This is a genomic window from Azospirillum sp. UENF 112521, from assembly GCF_058780665.1.
Map to the genome: position 1 here is coordinate 1067336 of NZ_JBSNCI010000002.1, position 20899 is coordinate 1088234.

A 20899-nucleotide genomic window follows, 5' to 3' on the forward strand; every position below is an offset into this window, starting at 1 on the left:
GCCCATCCCGCCGTAAACGCGCATCGCCTTTCCTCATACGCGTTTACGGCGCCCGACGCCAGAGCGTGCTTGCGCGGCCCCTCCGGCGCCGGGGGGATGCGACGAAGTGCGCAGGACTTTTCCCGCTGTGCGTGTCGCCTCAGAGCGTTCCGAAACTGCGGGCAAGCGAGCCGGCGATCAGATACCACCCGTCGACCAGCACGAAGAAGATGATCTTGAACGGAATCGCCACCATGGTCGGCGGCAGCATCATCATGCCCATCGACATCAGGATCGACGACACCACCATGTCGATGATCAGGAAGGGCAGGAACAGCAGGAAGCCGATCTCGAAGCCGCGCTTGATCTCGGAAATCATGAAGGCCGGGACCAGCACATGCAGGGGCATGTCGTTCGCCTCCGGCACCGACTGGATGCGGGCCATGTCCATGAACAGGCGCAGGTCCTTCTCGGCGGTGTGGTGCAGCATGAAATCGCGGAGCGGCGCCATCGTGCGGCGGAACGCCTCCATCTCGTCGATTTCCTGATTCATCAGCGGCTGGATGCCCTGGGCGTAGCTGCGCTCGAACACCGGGGCCATGACGAAGAAGGTCAGAAACAGCGCCAGCGACATCATCACCGTGGTCGGCGGCACCTGCTGCACGCCCAGCGCGTTGCGCAGGAAGGACAGCACGATGACGATGCGGGTGAAGGCCGTCATCATGATTAGGATCGACGGCGCCAGCGACAGCACCGTGATCAGCCCGATGGTCTGGACGATGCGGCCGGTGGCGGTGCCGCCGGCGTCGCCCAGGTCGAAGGTCAGGCTCTGCGCCAGCGCCGGCCCGGCGCTCAGGCCCAGCGCCACGCCGACGGCGAGCGCCAGCGCCAGCCCGGCGGCGGCCGGCTTCCAGCAGGACCGGAGACGGCGGAGCATGGCCAGCCTCATCGCGGATCGCTCCCCGCCGGGCGGGGGGTGTCGCCCGGTGCGGCCTCCGCCCCGGCGAGCGCGCTGTCGAACCCGCCCGCCGGCGTGCTGTCGACCAGCAGGTCGCCGTTGGCGCCCAGCAGGATCAGATGCTCGCGGTCGTCGCGGCGGACCAGGACCAGCCGCCGCTTGGCGTCGATCGGCAGGGCCTCCACCACGCTCAGCCGGCGCTGGCGGGCGCGTCCGCGCACCGTTCCGCCGGCCATGCCGACCCGGCGCATCACCCAGGCGACGACCATGATCAGCGCCACGACGAAGACGAGCGCCATCAGGAATTTGATATACTGGTCGAGATCCATGGAAACGGCAGGCTTTCTCTGGTCAGGGCGTGTCGTCGGCCAGGCCGGTATCTGTCAGGCCGGTATCTGTCAGGCCGGGATCCGCCAGACCGGATCCGGCCGGGCCGGCGCTGCGGCCATAGGCGGCCGCCGCGCGCTGGCGGGCGGTGTGCGGATCGTCGCGGCCGGCCAGTGCGGCGGAGACGGCCTCCTCGCGTCCTTTCTGCTGGTCGGTCAGGGCGGCGGCGAGCGGACCCAGCGCCGCAACCAAATCGCCGAGCGGGCCGAGCAGCGTGCGCGCCTCGCCCCGCGGCAGCGTCTCCGCGGCAAGGCAGAGATGGGCGACGCGGTCCTCCAGCCCGGCGAGATCGATCAGGACGCCGGCCTCCGCCTGCGCCCGCGCGTCGTCGAGCGTGGCGCCCAGCGCTGCCGCCCGTTGCGCGATGCCGGCTGCCGACTCGGTGCCGTCTGGACCGGGAGGAGCGGGGGAGGGCGAAAGGGCGGATGGCGGCATGGATGGCGGACGGGTCACGGCTTGTCCTCCTCCGGACTCTCTTCGGATCGCGGCTCCGGCGGCAGGGTGCCGTTGGCGCGGTAGACATAGGCCAGGATTTCGGCCACCGCGGCGATGGCTTCGACCGGAATGTCGCTGTCGACCTCGATGGCGGACAGGATTTCGACCAGATCGGCGTCCTCGCGCACCTTCACGCCGTTGGCGAAGGCGACCTCCAGGATTCTGTTCCGCCACCGTGCCCTTGCCGGTGGCCACGATCCGCGGCAGGCTCTCGGTGCCCAGCTCGTACTTCAGCGCCACCGCGACCGGGCGTTGCGCCGGGCGCCGGGCGGCAGGCTGCCTCTTGCCGGCAGTCGGGCCGGCAGGCGACGGGGCGGGAGGGCGGGCTTGCGCGGACAACAGGCGGCCTTGGTCAGGGGGTCCTTCCTGCGCCGCATCCTGGACCGGTAGGCTTAACGAACTGTAAAGGCGGTTGTCCCGGCCGATTCTCGCAGGTAAGGATTCATCCTTCGTTAACGCAAACGGGCGACCATTGCACTCCATGGCGATATCCTTGCCGGACGCCGCCGTCAGGGCGGCATTCGGCGGGATCGGCGGCGGTATTGGTGGCGGGATCAGGGCGATGGACCTCGGAAATCTCGGACTCTTCAAACTGATGTCGCGCAAGATGGACTGGCTGACCCAACGCCAGGAAGTCCTGTCGCAGAACATCGCCAACGCCGACACGCCCGAATACAAGAGCCGGGACCTCAAGCCCTTCAGCTTCCGCGACGCGCTGAGCGACAGCCGGCGGCTGACCCCGGTGGCGACCAACGCGTCCCATCTGGCCGGCACCCGCGGCGCCGGCGGCATGGCCCAGGAACAGAAGGTGCGCGATCCGTACGAGACGGCGCCGGACGGCAACAACGTCGTGCTGGAAGACCAGATGATGCGGATGAGCCAGAGTTCGATGGATTACCAGACCATCACGAACCTGTATAAGAAGCAGGTGGCGATGATCAAGTCGGCGATCCGCTCGGGCAGCTGAGCGTCATTCCGGCCGATCTTTCCGGCCGGGTTTTGAGGAGGCGGTGCGATGGATCTCTACAAGTCGATGGCGGTGTCCGCCTCGGGCATGAAGGCGCAGGGCACGCGCCTGAAGGTCATCTCGGAGAATCTGGCCAACGCCAACACCACCGCCGAGACGCCCGGCGATCTGCCCTATCGCCGCAAGACCGTCATCTTCAAGAACGAGCTGGACCGGGCGATGGACGTCGACAAGGTCCGCGTCGCCAAGGTCGATGTGGACAAGAGCGACTTCCAGCGCAAGTACGACCCGTCGCACCCGTCGGCCGACGCCGACGGCTATGTCCTGATGCCCAACGTCAATTCGGTGGTGGAGGCGATGGACATGCGCGAGGCCCAGCGCAGCTACGAAGCCAACCTGTCGGCCATCGACACCGCGCGCCAGATGCTGACCCGCACGCTCGACCTTCTCCGCACCTGATTTTCGCCTGCTCAGCCGCAAACCCTCCTGACCGACCGGAACCGCCGCCATGATCAATCCGCTGAACGCCGCCGCGGCCTATGCCACCACCGCCGCCAAGACGACCGGCCCCGGCATGCCCGCGCGCGACGGCGCCTCCTTCGGCGACGTGCTGGAGCAGGCGGCCAAGGAGAGCATCGGCACCCTGAGGAAGAGCGAGGACATCTCGGCGATGGCGGCCGTCGGCAAGGCCGACCTGAACGACGTCGTCCAGGCGGTGACCAACGCCGAGGTGACGTTGCAGACCGTCACCGCCGTGCGCGACAAGGTGCTGAACGCCTACCAGGAAATCCTGCGCATGCCGATGTGACGGCCTGCGCCCGGTCCCAGCCGCCGTCATGCCCAGCTTGCAGTTATGAACGAGACCGAAGTCATCGAGCTTTGCCGCACCTCGATCGTCACGCTGGTGATCGTGTGCGGACCGATTCTGGTCATCATGATGGCGCTCGGCACCGTCATCTCCATCTTCCAGGCCGTCACCCAGATCAGCGAGCAGACCATCGCCATGGTGCCGAAGGTGATGCTGGTCTTCGGGCTCAGCATCCTGCTGATGCCCTTCATGCTGAGCAAGCTGACCGAGTTCTTCGAGCATGAGGTCGCCGACCGCATCGTCGCCATCGGCGTCGGCGCCAACGAGAATGGCGGCGCGCCCTTCACCCCCGGCACCGGCGTGACGCCCGCCCCGGCACCGACCGCCGCCGCGGCGGGCCAATGACCATCCTGCAGCAGCTGCTGGGCGAACAGATCTTCGTCTGGATGCTGGTCTTCATGCGGGTCGGCACCGCCTTCAGCGTGATGCCGACCATCGGCGACGCCTTCGTTCCCACCCGCGCACGGCTGCTGTTCGCGCTGGTGGTCAGCATGGTGGCGGCGCCGGCGATCCGGCCGATGCTGCCGCCGATGCCGGGCAACCCGTTCCAGCTGCTGGTGCTGGCCGCCGGCGAAATGACCATAGGCATCTTCATGGGCACCATCGCCCGGCTGCTGATGGGCGCGCTGGAGGTGGCCGGCACCATCATCAGCCTGCAGAGCGGGCTGGCCAACGCGCAGATCTTCAACCCGGCGCTGGCGTCCGCCGGGTCGCTGCCCGGTTCGCTGATGGGGTGGCTGGGACTGCTTCTGCTGTTCGTCACCGACCTGCACCATCTGCTGATCATGGCGGTGGTCGACAGCTATTCCACCTTCCCGCCCGGTGCCGCCATCCCGGTCGACGACATGGCGAACGTGGTCGGGCAGCTGGTGTCGAAGAGCTTCATGATGGGGGTGCAGATGGCAGCTCCCTTCCTGATCACCGGCATCCTGTTCGCGCTGGCGCTCGGGCTCCTGAACAAGCTGGCGCCGCAGGTGCAGGTGTTCCAGCTGTTCACCTCGGTCCAGGTGCTGCTTGGGCTGTTCATGTTCGCCCTGACGCTGGGGGCGATGATGCTGTTCTGGCTGTCGCGCTTCGAATCGACCTTCATCGAATTCCTGAAGCCGCTGTAGAAGGAGGACGCCGGTGTCGGAAGAAGCTGACGAGTTCCTCCAAAACAGAAGACCCGACGGGAAAAAAGCTCGACGAGGCCCACAAACAGGGCCAGTTCGCGATGACCCGCGAGGCCGCGAACTGGTTGATGGTCGCGGCGATGCTGGTGGTTCTGGTCTCCATCCTGCCCGGCACCTTGAAGGGGCTGGTCTTCCGCCTGAATTATTATTTCGAGAATCTGGACCGCATCACCTTCGACCGGGCCGGGGTCGGGGCGCTGTTGTTCCGGGTGATGACCGACGCCATGTGGGCGCTGTGGCTGCCCATCCTGCTGTTCGTGGTGGCCGGCGTCCTGTCGACCATCGGGCAGACCGGCTTCCACGTCTCGTGGGAGCTGATCTCGCCGAAGTTCGGCAAGCTGAACCCGCTGCCCGGCCTGATGAACATGTTCAAGGCCAACCAGGGCGTCGAGCTGCTGAAGAGCATCGTCAAGCTGGGGGTGGTCGGCGGCGTCGCCTATATGGCGCTGGTGCCGATGTTCGGCGGCATCGAGGCCTATATCGGCATCGACATCGTTGCCATGCTGTTGCAGATGGACGGGCTGGCCCATCGCCTGCTGGTCTGGGTCCTCGTCGTCCTGACCTTCATCGCCGCCGGCGACTTCCTGTGGCAGAAGCAGCAGTTCGACAAGAAGATGAAGATGACCAAGCAGGAGGTGAAGGACGAGCACAAGCAGCAGGAAGGCGACCCCGTGGTCAAGGGCCGCATCCGGCAGATCCGGTTCGAGCGCGCGCGCAAGCGCATGATGGCCGCGGTGCCGAATGCCGACGTGGTCGTCACCAACCCGACTCACTTTGCGGTTGCGCTGAAATACGATCCCACCCAGATGGGCGCGCCGATGGTGCTGGCGAAGGGTGTCGATCAGGTCGCCTTCAAGATTCGCGAGATCGCCGAATCGAACAATGTCCCGGTCATAGAAAACCCGCCCCTTGCCCGTGCGCTCTATGCCGCTTGCGATATCGACGAGGAAGTTCCATCCGAGCATTATCGGGCGGTCGCCGAAGTCATCACCTATGTCTTCAAGCTGAAAGGGCGGTCGCTGCGCAATTGATCCGGGGCAACCGATCCGGTTCAATCGATCCGGATTCATTCGATCTGGGTGCAACGGCTCCGGCCCCTTGACGGTTGAAGGGGCGGTTGACGGGATCGGCTGGATCGGCCGGCCATCGCAGGTGGTGTGACGGGCAAGTGCGGACCGGGGCATGTCCCGGCCGGACCGTGTGGGGTTTGGAGTATTGGTGGACGACGCAACTTCCCTTTCCGACACCGCGCGCGATGCAGTGAACCGCAAGGCTTCGTCCGGCGGGGTGTTGATGCTGGTGCAGTATGCGCTGGCGCCGGCCGGACTGCTGGTGCTGGCCGCCGGATTGCTGTTGGAGCACGATGCGGTCGGCTGGCTGGGGGCGGCGCTGGTGGCCTTGGGCGTGGCCCTGCTGATCGCCCGCAGCGTGTCGGTGGTGCGGCGGTCGGCCCACATCGGCGCGCTTCTCGGCGGCGCGCTGGAAGGGATGCCGGCCGGACAGCTGGTCTGCGACGGAACGGACGATGTGGTGTTCGTCAACGCCGCCTTCCGCGAGCTGTCGGGCTGGCGCCGCGGCGAACGGCCGCTGGACGCCCTGGCCCGCCAATTCTCCGGCGACCCCGACAGCGCGCGCGAATTCCGCCGCCTGCGCGAACGGGTGAAGGCGGGGGGGCTGCCTCGGCCGAGTTGGCGATCCCGGCGCTGGACGGGCACCCGCCGGAATGGCGCAAGGTGCAGGGCCAGCCGGTGGCCGGCTTCCCCGGCTCCGTCCACTGGCGGATCGAGGACATCACCGCGCGGCGCGAGCTGGAGCATGTCATGCTGCGCGAGCAGGCCAAGCTCGCCGACTTCATGGAACATGCGCCGGTCGGCTTCTTCTCGGTCGATCAGAACGGCCATTTCCTGTTCGTGAACGCCACCCTGGCCCAATGGCTGGAGGCCGCCCCCGGCGACCTGACCGACGGTGAATCGCGGCTGCACGGCATCCTGGCGGCTCCCCCGGTGTCCGCCGCCCCCTACGACCTGTTCGACCATGGCGGCGGCGAGCAGCGCGGCGAGCTGACCATGGTGGGTCTGCGCAGCCGGCGGTTCCAGGTCGCGGTGGCGCAGAGCGTGGTGCAGGCCGACGACGGCACCATCCACACCCGGTCGGTGGTGCGCGACCTGTCCCCGGAACGGGAATGGCAGGAGGCGCTGCGCCAGTCCGAGCAGCGGTTCCAGCGCTTCTTCGAGGATGCGCCCATCGGCATCGCGCTCGTCGACGAGACCGGGCAGCTGACCGAATGCAACGAGGCCTTCCTGGCGCTGATCGGCAGCGAGTCCGGCAGCGTCATCAACCGCCCGATGGCCGACCTGATCGTTCCGGCGGAGCGCGAGGCGGTGATCGCCCGGCTGCGGTCGGTGCAGGGCGGCGCCGACCCGGCCCACCCGCTGGAGGTCCGGCTGTCCGGCGGGCGCGAGCTGACCGCCCAGCTCTATGCCCGGCGCCTCGCCAACCCGGTGCGGACGGATGGCCGCGGCGAGGGTAGCAGGGGCGATGGTGCCAGGGGCGATGGGGCGCGCGGCGACGGTGTCGGCCTGATCCTGCACTTCATCGACATGACCGAGCGCAAGAGCCTGGAGGCCCAGTTCGCCCAGTCGCAGAAGATGCAGGCGGTCGGCCAGCTGGCCGGCGGCGTGGCGCACGACTTCAACAACCTGCTGACGGCGATGATCGGCTTCTGCGACCTGCTGCTGCTGCGGCACAAGCCGGGCGACCAGTCCTTCAGCGACATCATGCAGATCAAGCAGAACGCCAACCGCGCCGCCAACCTCGTGCGGCAGCTGCTGGCCTTCTCGCGCCAGCAGACCCTTCAGCCGCGCGTCATCAACGTGACCGACGTGCTGGCGGAGCTGGCGAACCTGCTGCGCCGGCTGATCGGCGAGAACATCGAACTGAAGATGATCCATGGCCGCGACCTGGGTCTGGTCAAGGTCGACCAGAATCAGCTGGAGCAGGTCATCATCAATCTGGTGGTCAATGCCCGCGACGCCATGGCCGGCGGCGGCAAGCTGATCGTCAACACCACCAACTACGTCGTCAGCCAGCCGGAGCGGCGGGAGCACGAGACGGTGCCGGCCGGCAGTTATGTCTCCATCGAGGTGATCGACACCGGCTGCGGCATCGCGCGGGAGAATCTCCAGCGCATCTTCGAGCCCTTCTATACGACCAAGGAGGTCGGGTCGGGCACCGGGCTCGGCCTGTCGACGGTCTACGGCATCGTGCGGCAGACCGGCGGCTTCGTGCTGGTCGATTCGGCCGTGGGGGAGGGAACCACCTTCACCATCCTGCTGCCCCACCACCAGGGCGAGCTGCGTCCGGTCGATACGGCGGAGCCGCGCGAGCGGCGCGGCAGCGACCTGACCGGCACCGGCATCATCCTGCTGGTGGAGGACGAGGATGCGGTGCGCGTCTTCTCCGCCCGCGCGCTGCGCAACAAGGGCTATCAGGTGCTGGAGGCCAAGAACGGCGAGGCGGCCTTGCAGCAGATCGAGACCAACGGCGCCTCCATCGACCTGCTGATCACCGACGTGGTGATGCCGCAGATGGACGGGCCGACGCTGGCCCGCCATGTCCGCAGGCTGCGCCCGGAGATGCGGGTCATCTTCATCTCCGGCTATGCCGAGGACCGGCTGGGCGAGATCGACGGCGTCGAAGTCGCCCATTTCCTGCCCAAGCCCTTCTCGCTGAAGCAGCTGGCCTCCAAGGTGAAGGAGGTCATCCGCGACGGGCGGTGAGGGGCAGCCGGGACAGCGGATGGGGGAGCGAATTCGTTCGCGAAAACGAGCCTGGACAACCCCGGAAAAATAGGAACGCACCGGCAACATCGGCGCTTGCAAACGAGAACGAAGAGAGTACATTCAGCCTCGTTGCAAGAGCGCCGACCGTGTGTTCTAAGAGAGGGGTACCGGGCATGTCGTCCGCACAGCTTCGTTTGGTCGAGAAGGATTCCATGGACAAGCAGAAGGCGCTCGATGCCGCCCTGAGCCAGATCGAACGCGCGTTCGGCAAGGGCTCGATCATGAAGCTCGGCGCCAAGGAGAACCTGGTCGAGACGGAGGTGATTTCCACCGGCTCGCTCGGTCTCGACATCGCGCTGGGCATCGGCGGCCTGCCGAAGGGCCGCATCGTCGAAATCTACGGGCCGGAAAGCTCGGGCAAGACGACGCTGGCCCTGCACGCCATCGCGCAGGCCCAGAAGGCCGGCGGCACCTGCGCCTTCGTCGATGCGGAGCATGCGCTCGACCCGTCCTATGCCCGCAAGCTGGGCGTCAACATCGACGAACTGCTGATCTCCCAGCCGGATGCCGGCGAGCAGGCGCTGGAGATCGCCGACACGCTGGTGCGCTCCGGCGCCATCGACGTGCTGGTGGTCGACTCGGTGGCGGCCCTGGTGCCGCGCGCCGAACTGGAAGGCGAGATGGGCGACAGCCATGTCGGCCTGCACGCCCGCCTGATGAGCCAGGCCCTGCGCAAGCTGACCGGCTCGATCTCCAAGTCGAACTGCCTGGTGATCTTCATCAACCAGATCCGCCTGAAGATCGGCGTGATGTTCGGCAACCCGGAGACGACGACCGGCGGCAACGCGCTGAAGTTCTACGCCTCCGTCCGCCTCGACATCCGCCGCATCGGCTCGATCAAGGACCGCGACACCGTCGTCGGCAACCAGACCCGCGTCAAGGTGGTGAAGAACAAGATGGCCCCGCCGTTCCGGGTGGTCGAGTTCGACATCATGTATGGCGAGGGCGTGTCGAAGGTCGGCGAGCTGCTCGACCTCGGCATCCAGGCCGGCGTGGTCGACAAGTCGGGCGCGTGGTTCAGCTATGACGGCACCCGCATCGGCCAGGGCCGCGAGAATGCCAAGACCTATCTGCGCAACAACCCGGAGATGGCCGACGCCATCGAGGCCAAGATCCGCGGCAACGCCGGTCTGGTCGCCGACGCGATGATGGGCACCCCGGAAGCCGACGGCGAAGCCTCCACGCCGGAGTGACACCGTCCGGTCATGCGTGACGAAAGGCCCCGCTTTCCGAAAGGAAGGTGGGGCTTTCTGTTTTTTGGCGGCTGGCGAATGCCCTCACCTACACATCCATCACCACATGCGGCCGGAACGCCCCCTCCAGCGTCAGCAGCAGGTGCAGATAGACCGCCACCTTGCGCGCGCGGTCGGTGTTGCGGGAGAGGCAGTCGCGTAGCTGTTCGGCCATCCGGGCGGTTTCCGCATCCTGCGCCGGCGCTGCCGCGGTGACGGCCTGGACGATGTGCTCGGCATCGACCGGGATCGGCGCCGCCGGGTCCTTCAGCAGGGCCTCGGCCAGCGCTTCCTCGTCATGGGGAACCGGCCCGGCTGGGAAATTGGCTGCGGCCTGAGGGGTAAGGGCAGCGGCACGGTGGGACAGGTGGCTGCGGAGATTGTCCTTCAGCCGGCTGCGCTGCCCGTCGTCGAGCCCCTCGAACTGGTCGACCTCATCGAACAGCAGGTCGTAGAGGCGGCGGCGCTGTGGGTTGGGCGGGCTCTGGTCGCGCCGCTCCTGCTCGCGCTCCTGCTGCTCCCGCCGTGGGTTGCGGCGGTGGTTGCGGTCGGTGGCGCTGCCGGTCCGCTCGACGCCGGCTGTGGTGCGGACACTGAACTCCGGTGGGCCGATGCCGCGTCCGGAGGTGAGATTGCCGGACATGAGCCGCCTCCCGGGACTGGTTACCCCTGGCGATCCAGTCTGGCAGAGCCGGCGCTTCCTTCCAAGCCGAAGCGCCGGCCTATGACCATCAGTCGCCGGCGCTGGCCACCGCATTGTCGGCCGGTTGCGGCTTGTTCCTGCCGAAGCCCAGCGTCGGGAAGACGTTGATCAGTGCGGTGATGAAGGCGGCCAGATAGGGCAGCGACTGCACCACCAGCAGGCCCGACCACATGAAGGCGTCGCGGTTCTCATGGCCGAAGACCATGACGATGGCGAGCGCCGCTCCCCACAGCGACACCAGCAGAACCAGTTCCTCCCGCGCCATCAGGAAGGCCTGCATCAGCGCCGGCTGGTTCTCGCATTTCGGCGTGCGGACGAAGGGACGGCCGGACGTGAACATACCGAGCCACATGGCGCGGCCGACCGTGTGGGTCAACGCCATGCCGGCCACCGCCGCGCCGACCTTGTCCCAGAAGCCGCACCTCACCCGCGCCTCGTAGAGCCAGAGCGAGGCGCCGACCTTGAAGGCGAAGACGCTGAGCGTCGGGATCATGAAGACGTTGGGCGGGAACTCGAAATATTTCGGGAAGGCCATCAGCCCGATGGACCACAGGATGCCGGCGATGCCGAACACCATGTGGGCGGCGTCGGCGAACCAGGGCAGCCAGCCGGTGATGAAGTGATACTTCTGGCCGGCGGTCAGCTCCTTGGCACCGGGCGACAGCTGGCGCCAATGATGCTTCAGGATCTGCACCGCACCATAGGCCCAGCGGAAGCGCTGCGTCTTGTAGGCGGAGAAGCTGTCGGGCACGAGGCCCTTGCCGTAGCTCTCCGGCATGTAGACGGCCTCATAGCCATGCTCGAACAGGCGCAGGCCGAGGTCGGCGTCCTCGGTGATGCACCATTCGCCCCAGCGGCCGACCTTTTCCAGGGCCGACTTGCGGATGATGGTCATGGTGCCGTGCTGGATGATCGCGTTGCGCTCGTTGCGCTGGATCATGCCGATGTGGAAGAAGCCGGCATATTCCCAGTTGGTCATGCGCTGGAACAGGTCGTGTTCCCACTCGCGATAATCCTGCGGCGACTGGACGAAGCCGACCTCCGGCCGGTTGAAGTGCGGGATGGTCGCCTTCAGCCAGTCGGGATGGACCTGATAGTCGCTGTCGATGACGGCGATGTGCTCGGCATCCGGGGCGGTCTGCGCCAGACCGAAGTTCAGCGCGCCGGCCTTGAAGCCCGGCCAGTTGTCGAGGTGGAAGAAGCGGAACTTCGGCCCCAGTTTCTTGCAATATTCCTCGATGGGCCGCCAGACCGCCGGATCCTTGGTGTTGTTGTCCAGCAGCAGGACTTCGTAGTTCGGGTAATCGAGGGCGGCCAGCGCGTCCAGCGTCTGCATGACCATGTGCGGCGGCTCGTTGTAGCAGGGCACATGGATCGACACCTTCGCCGCATTGGGCAGCGGGGCGGCGGAGCAGGGGATGAACTTGCGCTTGAACTTGTGCTGCCAGACGACCTCGGTCAGCTCCATGCCGTCGATCAGCATGACCGCGAACAGCACCAGCTGGCAGAAGATCAGCAGGCCCCAGGCGATTTCGGTGGTGAGTGCGAGGCCGGCGGCCGAGGCGGCGCTGACGGTGAAGACCAGCACGGAGGCGACCGCCTGGATCAGCGCGCCGTAGAAGATTTGCCCGCCGATCTTCAGGTCGCTGCGGCGCCACAGGAAGAACACCAGCGGCAGGAAGCCCAGCGCCACGGCGGTGGCGCACTTGATCTCCCAGTTGCGGATCTCGTGTACCCCGCCGATCATCGGGAATTTCGGGTTGCGCTGATAGTCCCACAGGCCCCAGCTGGTGCCCGCCGTGCCCTCAATCTCCCGCTTCCAGGGCTGGTCGAAGGCCTCCATGATGAAGTAGTCGAGCTTGTTCTGGGCGGCGACGTTCAGGAAGTTGCGGATGAACTTGGCCTGGTTGACCTGGCTCGCCTCGGCGCCGCGGCGCCACGGCCCGTCGGCCGGCCAGCCGATCTCGCCGATCAGGATGTGCTTGTTCGGGAACTTCGCCTTCAGCTCGTTGTAGCGGAACATGGCGTAATCGACCGACTGGTCGACCGGCACGCCTTCCCAGTAGGGCAGCAGATGGACGGCGAGGAAGTCCACCGCGTCGGCCAGCTCGGGGTTCTTCAGCCAGACGTGCCACGGCTCGGCGATGGAGACCGGGACGTTGACCTTCTTCTTCACCCGCTTGACGTACTCGATTGCCTGCGGGACCGTCAGGTCGGCGCGCAGGATCGCCTCGTTGCCGACCAGCACGCGGCGGACGTTGCTGTTGGCGCGGGCGAGCTTGATCAGGCCGGCCAGTTCAGGCTCGTCGATTTCCGGCTTGCCGGCGGTCCAGGCGCCGGCGGTCACCGGCAGGCCGTGCTTGGCGGCGATGGCCGCGACCATTTCCGAGCCGTCGGTGGTCGAATAGGTTCTGACCGCCTTTACAGCACCTTCCAGCGCCGTCATGTCCTTTTCGATGTCGTCGGCGGACGCCTTGTCGCCCTTCGAGGGGCTCTTGTCCGAATGGAAGGGGGTATAGGCGACGCCGGTGATGGCGCCGGCCCAGGACCGCTCGTCCACCGGACGGTTCCACAGCGCCCAGAAGGCGATGTTGCCGAGGATCACCAGGATCAGAACCGCAAAGGCCGATTTGCGCATGTGGGTCGTTCTCGCTCGCCGCACCAGAAAACATGGATACGGCCCGCGGAAATGGCGCAAGGGGATCGTTGCCGCCCCGACCATTGCCTCGGACCGAACTCTCTCAATCGTCCAACGAATGCCGCCCGTGCCGTATGGCCGGCGCGCACGGCCTTCTATACAAGCTTCGCGGTTGGCCCGCCACTGCCGGCTACAACAGGGCAGCCTCCGGATTATTCCCGGATGATGCTTCCGGTCAGTGCCAGACAGCGAGTGCCAGAGAGGAGTGAAGCATGTTTTCCCTTAACGAACGGCTACAGGCCGACACACTTCATGTGACCGATCTGGATCTTTGCCGGGTTCTGCTGATGAACAACCGGCTGTGGCCCTGGCTGATCCTGGTGCCGATGCGCGAGAGTGCCGTGGAAATCCACCGGCTCGGCGACGGGGACCAGGCGACGCTGATGCGGGAGATCGCGCGAGCCTCCCGCGTGGTGGAGCGGCTGTTCGCGCCGGACAAGATGAATGTCGGGGCGCTCGGCAACATGGTGCCGCAGCTGCACGTCCATGTGATCGGGCGGACGCGCGGCGATCCGGCATGGCCGGGTCCGGTCTGGGGAGCCGGCCATGCCGAGCCTTACCAGCCGGCGGCGGCGGCGGCCCTGGCGCAACGGCTGGCCGACGCGCTGCATGCGGAGGACTGACCGCCGGCCCGGTCGCGGGGACAGGCGTTACAGGGTCTTCAGATATTCCACCAGATCCCACCGCTCCTGTTCCGACAGGCCGCGGCCGATGATGCCGCTGCCGGCGACGCCGGACCCGACGAACTGGTGCCCGACATTGGTGTTGCCGGGGATCTTGGTGTCGAGGGTGAAGGTGCCGTCGGCGCAGTCGGTGCGGTAGCCGACCTTCACCGGATCGAAGCTGCGCAGGCCGAGGCAGAAGCTCTTCGGCCGCTCCTCCAGCGGCGACAGCAGGTCGTAGAGCGTCGGGACCGAGCCATTGTGCAGGTAGGGGCCGGCGGCCCAGATGCCGTCCAGCGGACGGGCCTTGTAGCCGGCTTCCGCCTGGAGGCAGTTCGGACGGAAGCCGTTCATCTCCTCCCGCTTGGCGGGCGGGATTTTGTTCTCGTCATAGGCGGTCTCGGCCGTCTTCTGGACGACGTAGCCCAGCGCCGCCGCGAAAGTCGTCTTCGTGACCGGCTCGCCCGGCTTGCCGTTGCACAGGCTGGCGGGATCGACCTTCAGGAAGGCCGGCAGCTGCACCGTCCGGGTTTGCAGGATGTTGGCCTGGGCCGGGTCGGTGCCGACATTGATCGGCGTGACCTTCAGATAGCTCTGCTTGGCGGCGTTCGGCTTGGTCCAGTATTTCGCATCCCAGAAGGCCGGGGTATCGACCGGCGGCAGGTGGCAGCCCTGGCACAGCTCCTGGTACAGGCCCGCGCCGCGTGCCCGCTTGGTCTCATCGACGGTGCCCAGAACGGCTTGCGGCCATTTCGGCGCGGTCAGCCCCTGGAACCCGGTCACGCTGCCGTCCGGCTTGCGGGCCAGCGGGTTCGGGCCGGCCAGCAGCTGTTCCATCTTGTAGAGATTGTCGACCGGCACGGAGGAGGCATAGAGCTTGCGGTCCGGGTTCGACAGGTTCACCCGCGCCGCCACGCCCATCGACTCGCCGGCGTTGCGCACCATCGGCTGCATGATCGAGGCGTCATACTGCACCCAGTCGAACCAGGACGCGTTCCAGATGTGCGGATACTTCACCGGCGCCGTGATGGCGGCGACGTTGGTGAAGGGGTCGAACTCCACCTTGCCGTTCAGCAGGTCATTGGTGAAGACGGTGTTGCCGATGCGGGTCAGCGCGTCCAGACGGTTGAAGCCCTCGGTGACCGCCGGATTGCCGCTCTGCGCCGCGCCGCGCTTCGCCAGGGTCTCCAGGGTGGTCAGCGTCTGCTCGAACTGCTCGCGCAGGGCGGCCGTCTGTTCGGCGGTGCGGGTGGGGCCGAGCACGCGGTCGGCGAAGCGGTCGAACCGGCCGGGCAGGACCTTGGTGTAGGCCAGCGAATAGCCCAGCGCCGCCGTCAGCGCATCGAGGTTGATGACGGCCGGCGCGCCGTCGATGCGCAGGCTGACGCCGTTATACTCGATGTGGCCGGTGTGACAGGCGGCGCAGGTCAGGCCGATCTGGTCGGGCAGCGACTGGCCGGTCGTCGGGTCGACATAGCCCTTGGTGCGGGCGAAGCCGACCGGCAGGCCGTCCGGGTTGACCTCGTCCTCCGACTGGTTGTAGGCGGCCAGCACCGCCTTGGCCGAGCCGGGCTCTGCCCCATAGCCGTAATCGCGCGCCGTGGCGCCGCCCAGCCGCTTCGGGCTGGGGATGAAGCCGAACTGCTGCAGGTACGATTCGTCCGCCAGCATCTTAGGCTCGCCGAAGACCCGGATGTCCGGCTGCTCCAGCGCCGTGAACCAGGAATAGGGGATCGGGAAGGTCGAGGTGCCCTGGCTGGCATGGTGATACCAATAGCGCTCGCCCGGCTTCCAGTTCTGGTCGAGCCAGACCGCCTCCTTGGTGGGGGCCGGTGTCGGCAGTGCCGGCGCACAGGCGCCGAGCAAAGTCAGCGGCAGCAGGCCGACCGCTGCCACAATCGACAGGCGAGACGCATTCATGGGCGTAACCTCCACGCGCGTGGGTTGATGGTCAATGACCCCACTGTCGCTGTGATAAATGAGCCCGAGCAACAGAAAAATTGTATTTCTTTTCTACATGCAATTTTTGAAACCGGAGCGGAACCGCCGGGCCGGCCATGCCGTTATCAGGACGGAACCGTTCGTGTGTTCAGCAAAAATCCGGAGATCGCCGCCATGGCCACCGAAGACCGCCCCGCCTCCCGCACCTCCGACGCCCAGTCTGACGCCCCTTCCGAAGCCGCCCAGCAGATCGAGGACAAGCTGGTCGATGAGACCGGCAAGGCCGCCGGCGATCCCGACAAGCCTGTCCAGAAGAAGTGGGAGGAGATGGGCGAGCGCGAGGAGATCGCCGAGCAAAGCCGGCGGGAGGGCGGCGGCGCCTGACGGCCGCCCCTACCGCTTCACCGTGCAGGTCAGCGCCAGCACGTCCGCCGCCTTGTCGAGGTCGTCGGCGCGGACCAGCACATAGTCGGTGTTGTAGGTGGAGATCGCGAAGATCGGCAGATGGGCCTGGGCCAGCGGCACGGCGATGCGGGCCAGGATGCCGAACAGGCTGAAATCGACCACGCCCTCCACCCGGAAGGCGCGCCAGCCGCGCTCGGCCTTCACCCCGTCGGGCACGCGCTCCTCCCGGCAGAGGATCGACAGCTCCTCGCCGGTGCGGGTGGCGCCGACCAGCGGGTCGGTCCAGTCGAGCCAGTCCGGCAGGCCGCTGCCCGGCGGCAACTGCGCCACCGCCAGCCGTTCCGGCAGGATCGACAGGGTCAGGCCGGTCTGCTCGCGCACCAGGGCCGCGGTCAGCGTCGCCTCGTCCACCTCGAAGGGCTTCAGGATGCGCCGCGCGCGGGCGGCCAACGACGGCACGCCGGAGCGCATGGCGCGGCCCAGCATCTCCGCCGAAGTGGCGCGCAAGTCCGCGTCCGATTCGGCCAGATCGACCACCGCCTGCAGGGCGCTGGTCTGGACGATGCGGCTCGGGCTGTTCTCGAACCAGTCGGCCAGCAGGACGGCGGCGCGGTGGCGCTGCTCCTCCGTCATGGTCAGGCGCGGCACGATCTGGGCGATGTGCCAGCGCACCTCCGCCTGCTCGATGGCGACGGCATCGGTCAGCAGATGCTCGACATAGGGGTCGAGCCAGCCGGCATTGCCGCGCGACACCCGTTCCAGCGCGTCGGCGGCGCGCATGCGCACGCTGGCGTTCCCGTCGAACAGGCAGCCGACCAGTTCCGCCAGCTTGCCGCGGTCGGCCGCCACCTCGTCGGCGACCGACGGGGCATCGCCCATTGCACGCCGGTCGCCGATGGCCAGACGGCGGGCCAGCGACACGGTGCGGATCAGCTCATCCATCTCAGCGCCGCCCGGTCGGACGGCCGAACCGCGACGGCGTGCCGAAGCGCGAGGCGATCTTCGCCCCGGTCGGCTTGGGCGGCGGCGGGGGAGGGGGCGGCGGCGGGGTCTCGCCGCGCGGCACGCCGCCGCCCGACGCCATCTCCGCCAGATCCTTGACCAGCTTCTGCACGCTGCGCACGCGGGCCTGCGGATCGGGCCATTCGCGGACATAGACCAGCTTGTGGTCGGGCCGCAGCTTCATCAGCGTCAGGTGTTGGGCGATGTAGGTCAGCAGCTTGGCGGGCTCGGCATAGAAATTGTCGTGGAAGGCCAGCACCAGCCCCTTCGGCCCGGCATCGACCCGGTCGATGTTGGCCTGCTTGCACCAGCGCTTGACGGTGACGACGTCCAGCAGGTTCTCCACCTCCTCCGGCAGCTTGCCGAAGCGGTCGATCAGCTCGGCGGCGAAGCCGTCCACCTCGGCCCGGTCGACCAGATCGGCGATGCGGCGGTAGAGCGACAGCCGCACCGTCAGGTCGGGGACGTAGCTTTCCGGGATCAGCACCGGGGTGCCCAGGTTGATCTGCGGCACCCACTCCTGCGCCGCCGCGGCGGCGACCGCCCCCTCCTGCATCGAGGCCCGCGCGCTGGCGACCGCCTCCTCCAGCATCTGCTGGTACAGCTCGACGCCGACCTCGCGCACCTGGCCCGACTGCTCCTCGCCCAGCAGGTTGCCGGCGCCTCGGATGTCCATGTCGTGGCTGGCGAGCTGGAAGCCGGCGCCCAGGCTGTCCAGCGTCTCGATGACGTGCAGGCGCTGCTGGGCAGTGGAACTCAGCGGCTTGTTCGGCGCATAGGTCAGATAGGCATAGCCGCGCTTCTTCGACCGGCCGACGCGCCCGCGGATCTGGTAGAGCTGAGCCAGCCCGAACAGGTCGGCGCGGTGGACGATCAGCGTGTTGGCGTTGGGAATGTCCAGGCCGCTTTCGATGATGTTGGTGGCGAGCAGCACCTCGAACTTGCCCTCGTCGAAGGCGGTCATCACGTCTTCCAGCTCGCTGGCCGGCATCTGGCCGTGGGCGGTGACGACCTTGACCTCGGGCACCAGCTCGCGCACCCGCTCGGCCACCTTCGCCAGATCCTCCACCCGCGGGCAGACATAGAAGCTCTGGCCGCCGCGGTAATGCTCGCGCAGGATCGCCTCGCGGATCACCACCGGGTCATAGGGCAGGACGAAGGTGCGCACCGCCAGACGGTCCACCGGCGGGGTGGCGATCAGCGACAGCTCGCGCACGCCGGACAGCGCCATCTGGAGCGTGCGCGGAATCGGCGTGGCGGTCAGCGTCAGCACATGGATGTCGGCGCGCAGCTCCTTCAGCCGCTCCTTCTGCTTCACGCCGAAATGCTGCTCCTCGTCGACGATGACCATGCCGAGCCGCTTGAAGTCGAGGCCCTTGGCGAGCAGGGCATGGGTGCCGACGACGATGTCGGCCGTGCCCTCCGCCAGCTCCTTCTTGACCAGAGTCTGTTCGCGCGCGGTGACCATGCGCGACAGCTGCACGACGCGCACCGGCAGCCCGTTGAACCGGGTCGAGAAGGTGCGGAAATGCTGGCGGGCGAGCAGGGTGGTCGGCACGACGACGGCGACCTGCTTGCCGCTCATCGCCACCATGAAGGCGGCGCGCAGAGCCACCTCGGTCTTGCCGAAGCCGACGTCGCCGCAGACCAGCCGGTCCATCGGCCGGCCGCTGCCGAGGTCGGTGAAGATGTCCTCGATGGCCTTCAGCTGGTCGTCGGTCTCGGGGTAGGGGAAGCGGGCGGCGAACTCCTGATAGACGCCCTCCGGCGTCAAAACCGGATCGGCCTTCTTCAGCATGCGCTCGGCCGCGATCTTCAGCAGCGCCTCCGCCATGTCCTTCAGGCGCTTCTTGACCCTGGCCTTGCGGCCCTGCCAACCGGCGCCGCCCAGCTTGTCGAGCTGGACATTGGCGTCCTCCGAGCCGTAGCGCGACAGCACCTCGATGTTCTCGACCGGGACATAGAGCTTGTCGCCGCCCTCATAGACCAGGCGCAGGCAGTCGTGCGGCGCGCCGGTGACCTCCAGCGTCTCCAGCCCATCGTAGCGGCCGATGCCGTGGTCCATATGGACGACGATGTCGCCCTCATGTAGGGCCGAATGCTCGGCGATGAAGTTGGCGGCCTTGCGCTTCTTCTTGGCCGGGCGGACCAGACGGTCGCCGAGGATGTCCTGCTCGGTGATGACGGCGAGGTCGGCGGAGGTGAAGCCATGCTCCATCCCCAGCACGATGGTGCCGATGATGCCGCGGTCGAAGCGGCGGACATCCTCCATGCTCTCCGCCGGTTCCAGGCCGGGGATGCCGTGGTCGGCCAGCACGTTGGACAGGCGGTCGCGCGACCCGGCGGAATATCCCGCGATCAGCACGCGGCGCCCGTCGGCGCGCAAGCTGCGGATATGGTCCTTCACCGCGTCGAAGACATTCACGTCGGGGCGGTTGCGCTCCTCGGCGAAGTCATGGCCGCGCTTGCCGCCGGCGTCCACCGTCCCCTTGATGCCGGGGGGCGTCGAGAAGATCTGGAGCTGCGCCACCGCGCGTTCCGCCAGCAGCGCGTCCCAGCCGGTGGCGTCGATGAACATCGAGGCGACCGGCACCGGCTTGTAGACCGGGGAGCCCGCCCGCTTCTCGATGGTCATCATGCCGTCGCGCGAGGCGTGGAAATCCACCACCTGGGCGATGCGGGCGTCGCGCGCCTCGTTGGCCTGATGGTCCAGGCCGACGATGCCGCGCGGCAGATAGTCCAGCACCGTGTCCATGCTCTCGTGGAACAGCGGCAGCCAATGCTCCATCCCGCCATAGCTGCGCCCGGCGGAGATCGCCTCGTAGAGCGGATCGTCGTCGGTCACCGCCCCGAACAGCTCGCGGTAGCCGGAGCGGAAGCGGGCGATCCCGGCCTCGTCGAGGAAGACCTCCGACATCGGCTTCAGCTCGACGCTGTCCCGCTTGTCGGTGGTGCGCTGGGTCATCGGATCGAAGGCGCGCACGCCCTCCAGCTCGTCGCCGAACAGGTCGAGGCGCAACGGCTCTTCCGTGCCGGGCGGAAACAGGTCGACGATGCCGCCGCGCACGGCGAACTCGCCGGGCTCCCGCACCGTCTGCGCGCGGGTGTAGCCGTTGCCGGCGAGGTAGCGCTGCAGCTTCTCCAGGTCGATCCGGTCGCGCAGCTTGGCGGAGAACACCGCATTCCTGAAGGCGCTGCGCGGCGGCACCTTCTGCACCACGGCGTTGACCGTGGTCAGCACGATCAGCGGCGCCAGGCCGTCGCGGTTCGCCGCCGCGTCGCGCCGGGCGATCAGGCGGGTCAGCGTGTCGATGCGCCGGGCGACGATGCCGCCGTTCGGCGACACCCGGTCATAGGGCAGGCAGTCCCAGGCCGGGAAGGTCAGCACCTCCAGCTTCGGCGCGAAGAAGGCCAGCGCCTCCGCCAGCAGGGCGCAGCGCGTGTCATCCAGCGCCACATGCAGCAGGCCGTAGCCGCCGGCCTTCTGCGCCAGCTCCGCCAGGATGCGGGCGTCATGACCCTCGGGCGCGCCGCCGATCAGGAGTCGGCCGGCGCGGCCGGGCTGGAGATCGTAACTGACCAAAGGAG

At 67.5% G+C, this 20899-nt stretch carries 19 protein-coding genes and 1 pseudogene; 11 read left to right on the forward strand and 9 right to left on the reverse strand.

The window, feature by feature from the left end; all coding sequences use genetic code 11:
• Nucleotides 1-139: 139 nt before the first annotated feature.
• From fliP to ACWPN8_RS07365, 4 genes are read right to left on the reverse strand one after another with little or no spacing between them, the layout of a single operon-like run.
• Nucleotides 140-916 carry a flagellar type III secretion system pore protein FliP gene (fliP, locus tag ACWPN8_RS07350; RefSeq protein ID WP_492240355.1) on the reverse strand — a complete coding sequence of 259 codons (777 nt, stop codon included), beginning with the start codon at nt 914-916 and terminating at the stop codon, nt 140-142.
• 8 nt (nt 917-924) lie between these two features.
• The gene (locus ACWPN8_RS07355) at nt 925-1266 is read right to left on the reverse strand and encodes a FliO/MopB family protein (RefSeq protein WP_492240356.1); all 342 of its coding nucleotides are present in this window, start codon (nt 1264-1266) and stop codon (nt 925-927) included.
• Nucleotides 1267-1288: 22 nt separating this feature from the next.
• The gene (locus tag ACWPN8_RS07360) at nt 1289-1777 is read right to left on the reverse strand and encodes a hypothetical protein (RefSeq protein WP_492240357.1); all 489 of its coding nucleotides are present in this window, start codon (nt 1775-1777) and stop codon (nt 1289-1291) included.
• Entirely contained in the window at nt 1774-1947 is a 174-nt protein-coding gene (locus ACWPN8_RS07365) for a hypothetical protein (protein ID WP_492240358.1), read from the reverse strand. The genes ACWPN8_RS07360 and ACWPN8_RS07365 overlap by 4 nt, the downstream gene beginning before the upstream one ends.
• A 467-nt stretch (nt 1948-2414) precedes the next feature.
• Here ACWPN8_RS07365 and flgB point away from each other — a divergent pair, with 467 nt between their 5' ends.
• The 9 genes and pseudogenes from flgB to recA all read left to right on the forward strand — a co-directional run bounded on the left by flgB (nt 2415) and on the right by recA (nt 9861).
• Nucleotides 2415-2786 carry a flagellar basal body rod protein FlgB gene (gene flgB / locus ACWPN8_RS07370; protein ID WP_395458162.1) on the forward strand — a complete coding sequence of 124 codons (372 nt, stop codon included), beginning with the start codon at nt 2415-2417 and terminating at the stop codon, nt 2784-2786.
• A gap of 48 nt (nt 2787-2834) precedes the next feature.
• Nucleotides 2835-3245: a flagellar basal body rod protein FlgC gene (flgC, locus tag ACWPN8_RS07375; protein ID WP_098740091.1), complete on the forward strand. Its 411-nt coding sequence runs from the start codon at nt 2835-2837 to the stop codon at nt 3243-3245.
• Nucleotides 3246-3294: 49 nt separating this feature from the next.
• Nucleotides 3295-3594, forward strand: coding sequence for a flagellar hook-basal body complex protein FliE (gene fliE / locus ACWPN8_RS07380; protein ID WP_109449505.1), 300 nt, complete (start codon nt 3295-3297; stop codon nt 3592-3594).
• Between the two features lie 45 nt (nt 3595-3639).
• On the forward strand, nt 3640-3999 hold the full coding sequence (locus ACWPN8_RS07385; protein WP_098740089.1) for a flagellar biosynthetic protein FliQ: 360 nt from the start codon (nt 3640-3642) through the stop codon (nt 3997-3999).
• Complete coding sequence (gene fliR / locus ACWPN8_RS07390) at nt 3996-4766, forward strand: flagellar biosynthetic protein FliR (protein WP_109449503.1); 771 nt, start codon at nt 3996-3998, stop codon at nt 4764-4766. Before ACWPN8_RS07385 ends, fliR begins: the two co-directional genes overlap by 4 nt.
• 26 nt (nt 4767-4792) lie before the next feature.
• On the forward strand, nt 4793-5857 hold the full coding sequence (gene flhB, locus ACWPN8_RS07395) for a flagellar biosynthesis protein FlhB (protein ID WP_492241379.1): 1065 nt from the start codon (nt 4793-4795) through the stop codon (nt 5855-5857).
• A gap of 457 nt (nt 5858-6314) precedes the next feature.
• Nucleotides 6315-6473 (forward strand): annotated as a pseudogene (locus tag ACWPN8_RS07400) (PAS domain-containing protein); the annotation flags it as partial.
• An 86-nt stretch (nt 6474-6559) separates the two neighbouring features.
• Complete coding sequence (locus ACWPN8_RS07405; RefSeq protein ID WP_492240359.1) at nt 6560-8605, forward strand: ATP-binding protein; 2046 nt, start codon at nt 6560-6562, stop codon at nt 8603-8605.
• A gap of 176 nt (nt 8606-8781) precedes the next feature.
• Nucleotides 8782-9861, forward strand: a complete 1080-nt coding sequence (gene recA, locus ACWPN8_RS07410; protein WP_492240360.1) for a recombinase RecA — start codon at nt 8782-8784, stop codon at nt 9859-9861.
• An 88-nt stretch (nt 9862-9949) separates the two neighbouring features.
• On the opposite strand, the gene ACWPN8_RS07415 is transcribed toward recA, so the two are convergent.
• Nucleotides 9950-10543: a hypothetical protein gene (locus tag ACWPN8_RS07415; protein WP_492240361.1), complete on the reverse strand. Its 594-nt coding sequence runs from the start codon at nt 10541-10543 to the stop codon at nt 9950-9952.
• Between the two features lie 88 nt (nt 10544-10631).
• Nucleotides 10632-13241 (reverse strand): glycosyltransferase family 2 protein, encoded by a 2610-nt coding sequence (locus ACWPN8_RS07420; RefSeq protein ID WP_492240362.1) that lies wholly within the window; start codon nt 13239-13241, stop codon nt 10632-10634.
• Between the two features lie 272 nt (nt 13242-13513).
• On the opposite strand from ACWPN8_RS07420, the gene ACWPN8_RS07425 reads away from it, so the two are divergent.
• Nucleotides 13514-13924, forward strand: coding sequence for an HIT domain-containing protein (locus ACWPN8_RS07425; protein ID WP_492240363.1), 411 nt, complete (start codon nt 13514-13516; stop codon nt 13922-13924).
• Nucleotides 13925-13951: 27 nt separating this feature from the next.
• On the opposite strand, the gene ACWPN8_RS07430 is transcribed toward ACWPN8_RS07425, so the two are convergent.
• Nucleotides 13952-15883, reverse strand: a complete 1932-nt coding sequence (locus tag ACWPN8_RS07430; protein WP_492240364.1) for a di-heme-cytochrome C peroxidase — start codon at nt 15881-15883, stop codon at nt 13952-13954.
• Nucleotides 15884-16078: 195 nt separating this feature from the next.
• Between ACWPN8_RS07430 and ACWPN8_RS07435 the strand changes: the two genes are divergently transcribed.
• Nucleotides 16079-16288: a hypothetical protein gene (locus tag ACWPN8_RS07435; protein ID WP_492240365.1), complete on the forward strand. Its 210-nt coding sequence runs from the start codon at nt 16079-16081 to the stop codon at nt 16286-16288.
• A 9-nt stretch (nt 16289-16297) separates the two neighbouring features.
• Here the strand turns inward: ACWPN8_RS07435 and ACWPN8_RS07440 are convergent, their stop codons facing one another.
• Together ACWPN8_RS07440 and mfd are read right to left on the reverse strand one after the other, a co-directional pair.
• Complete coding sequence (locus ACWPN8_RS07440; protein WP_109449485.1) at nt 16298-17251, reverse strand: ACT domain-containing protein; 954 nt, start codon at nt 17249-17251, stop codon at nt 16298-16300.
• 1 nt (nt 17252) lies between these two features.
• The gene (gene mfd / locus ACWPN8_RS07445; RefSeq protein WP_492240366.1) at nt 17253-20894 is read right to left on the reverse strand and encodes a transcription-repair coupling factor; all 3642 of its coding nucleotides are present in this window, start codon (nt 20892-20894) and stop codon (nt 17253-17255) included.
• Between the last annotated feature and the right edge of the window lie 5 nt (nt 20895-20899).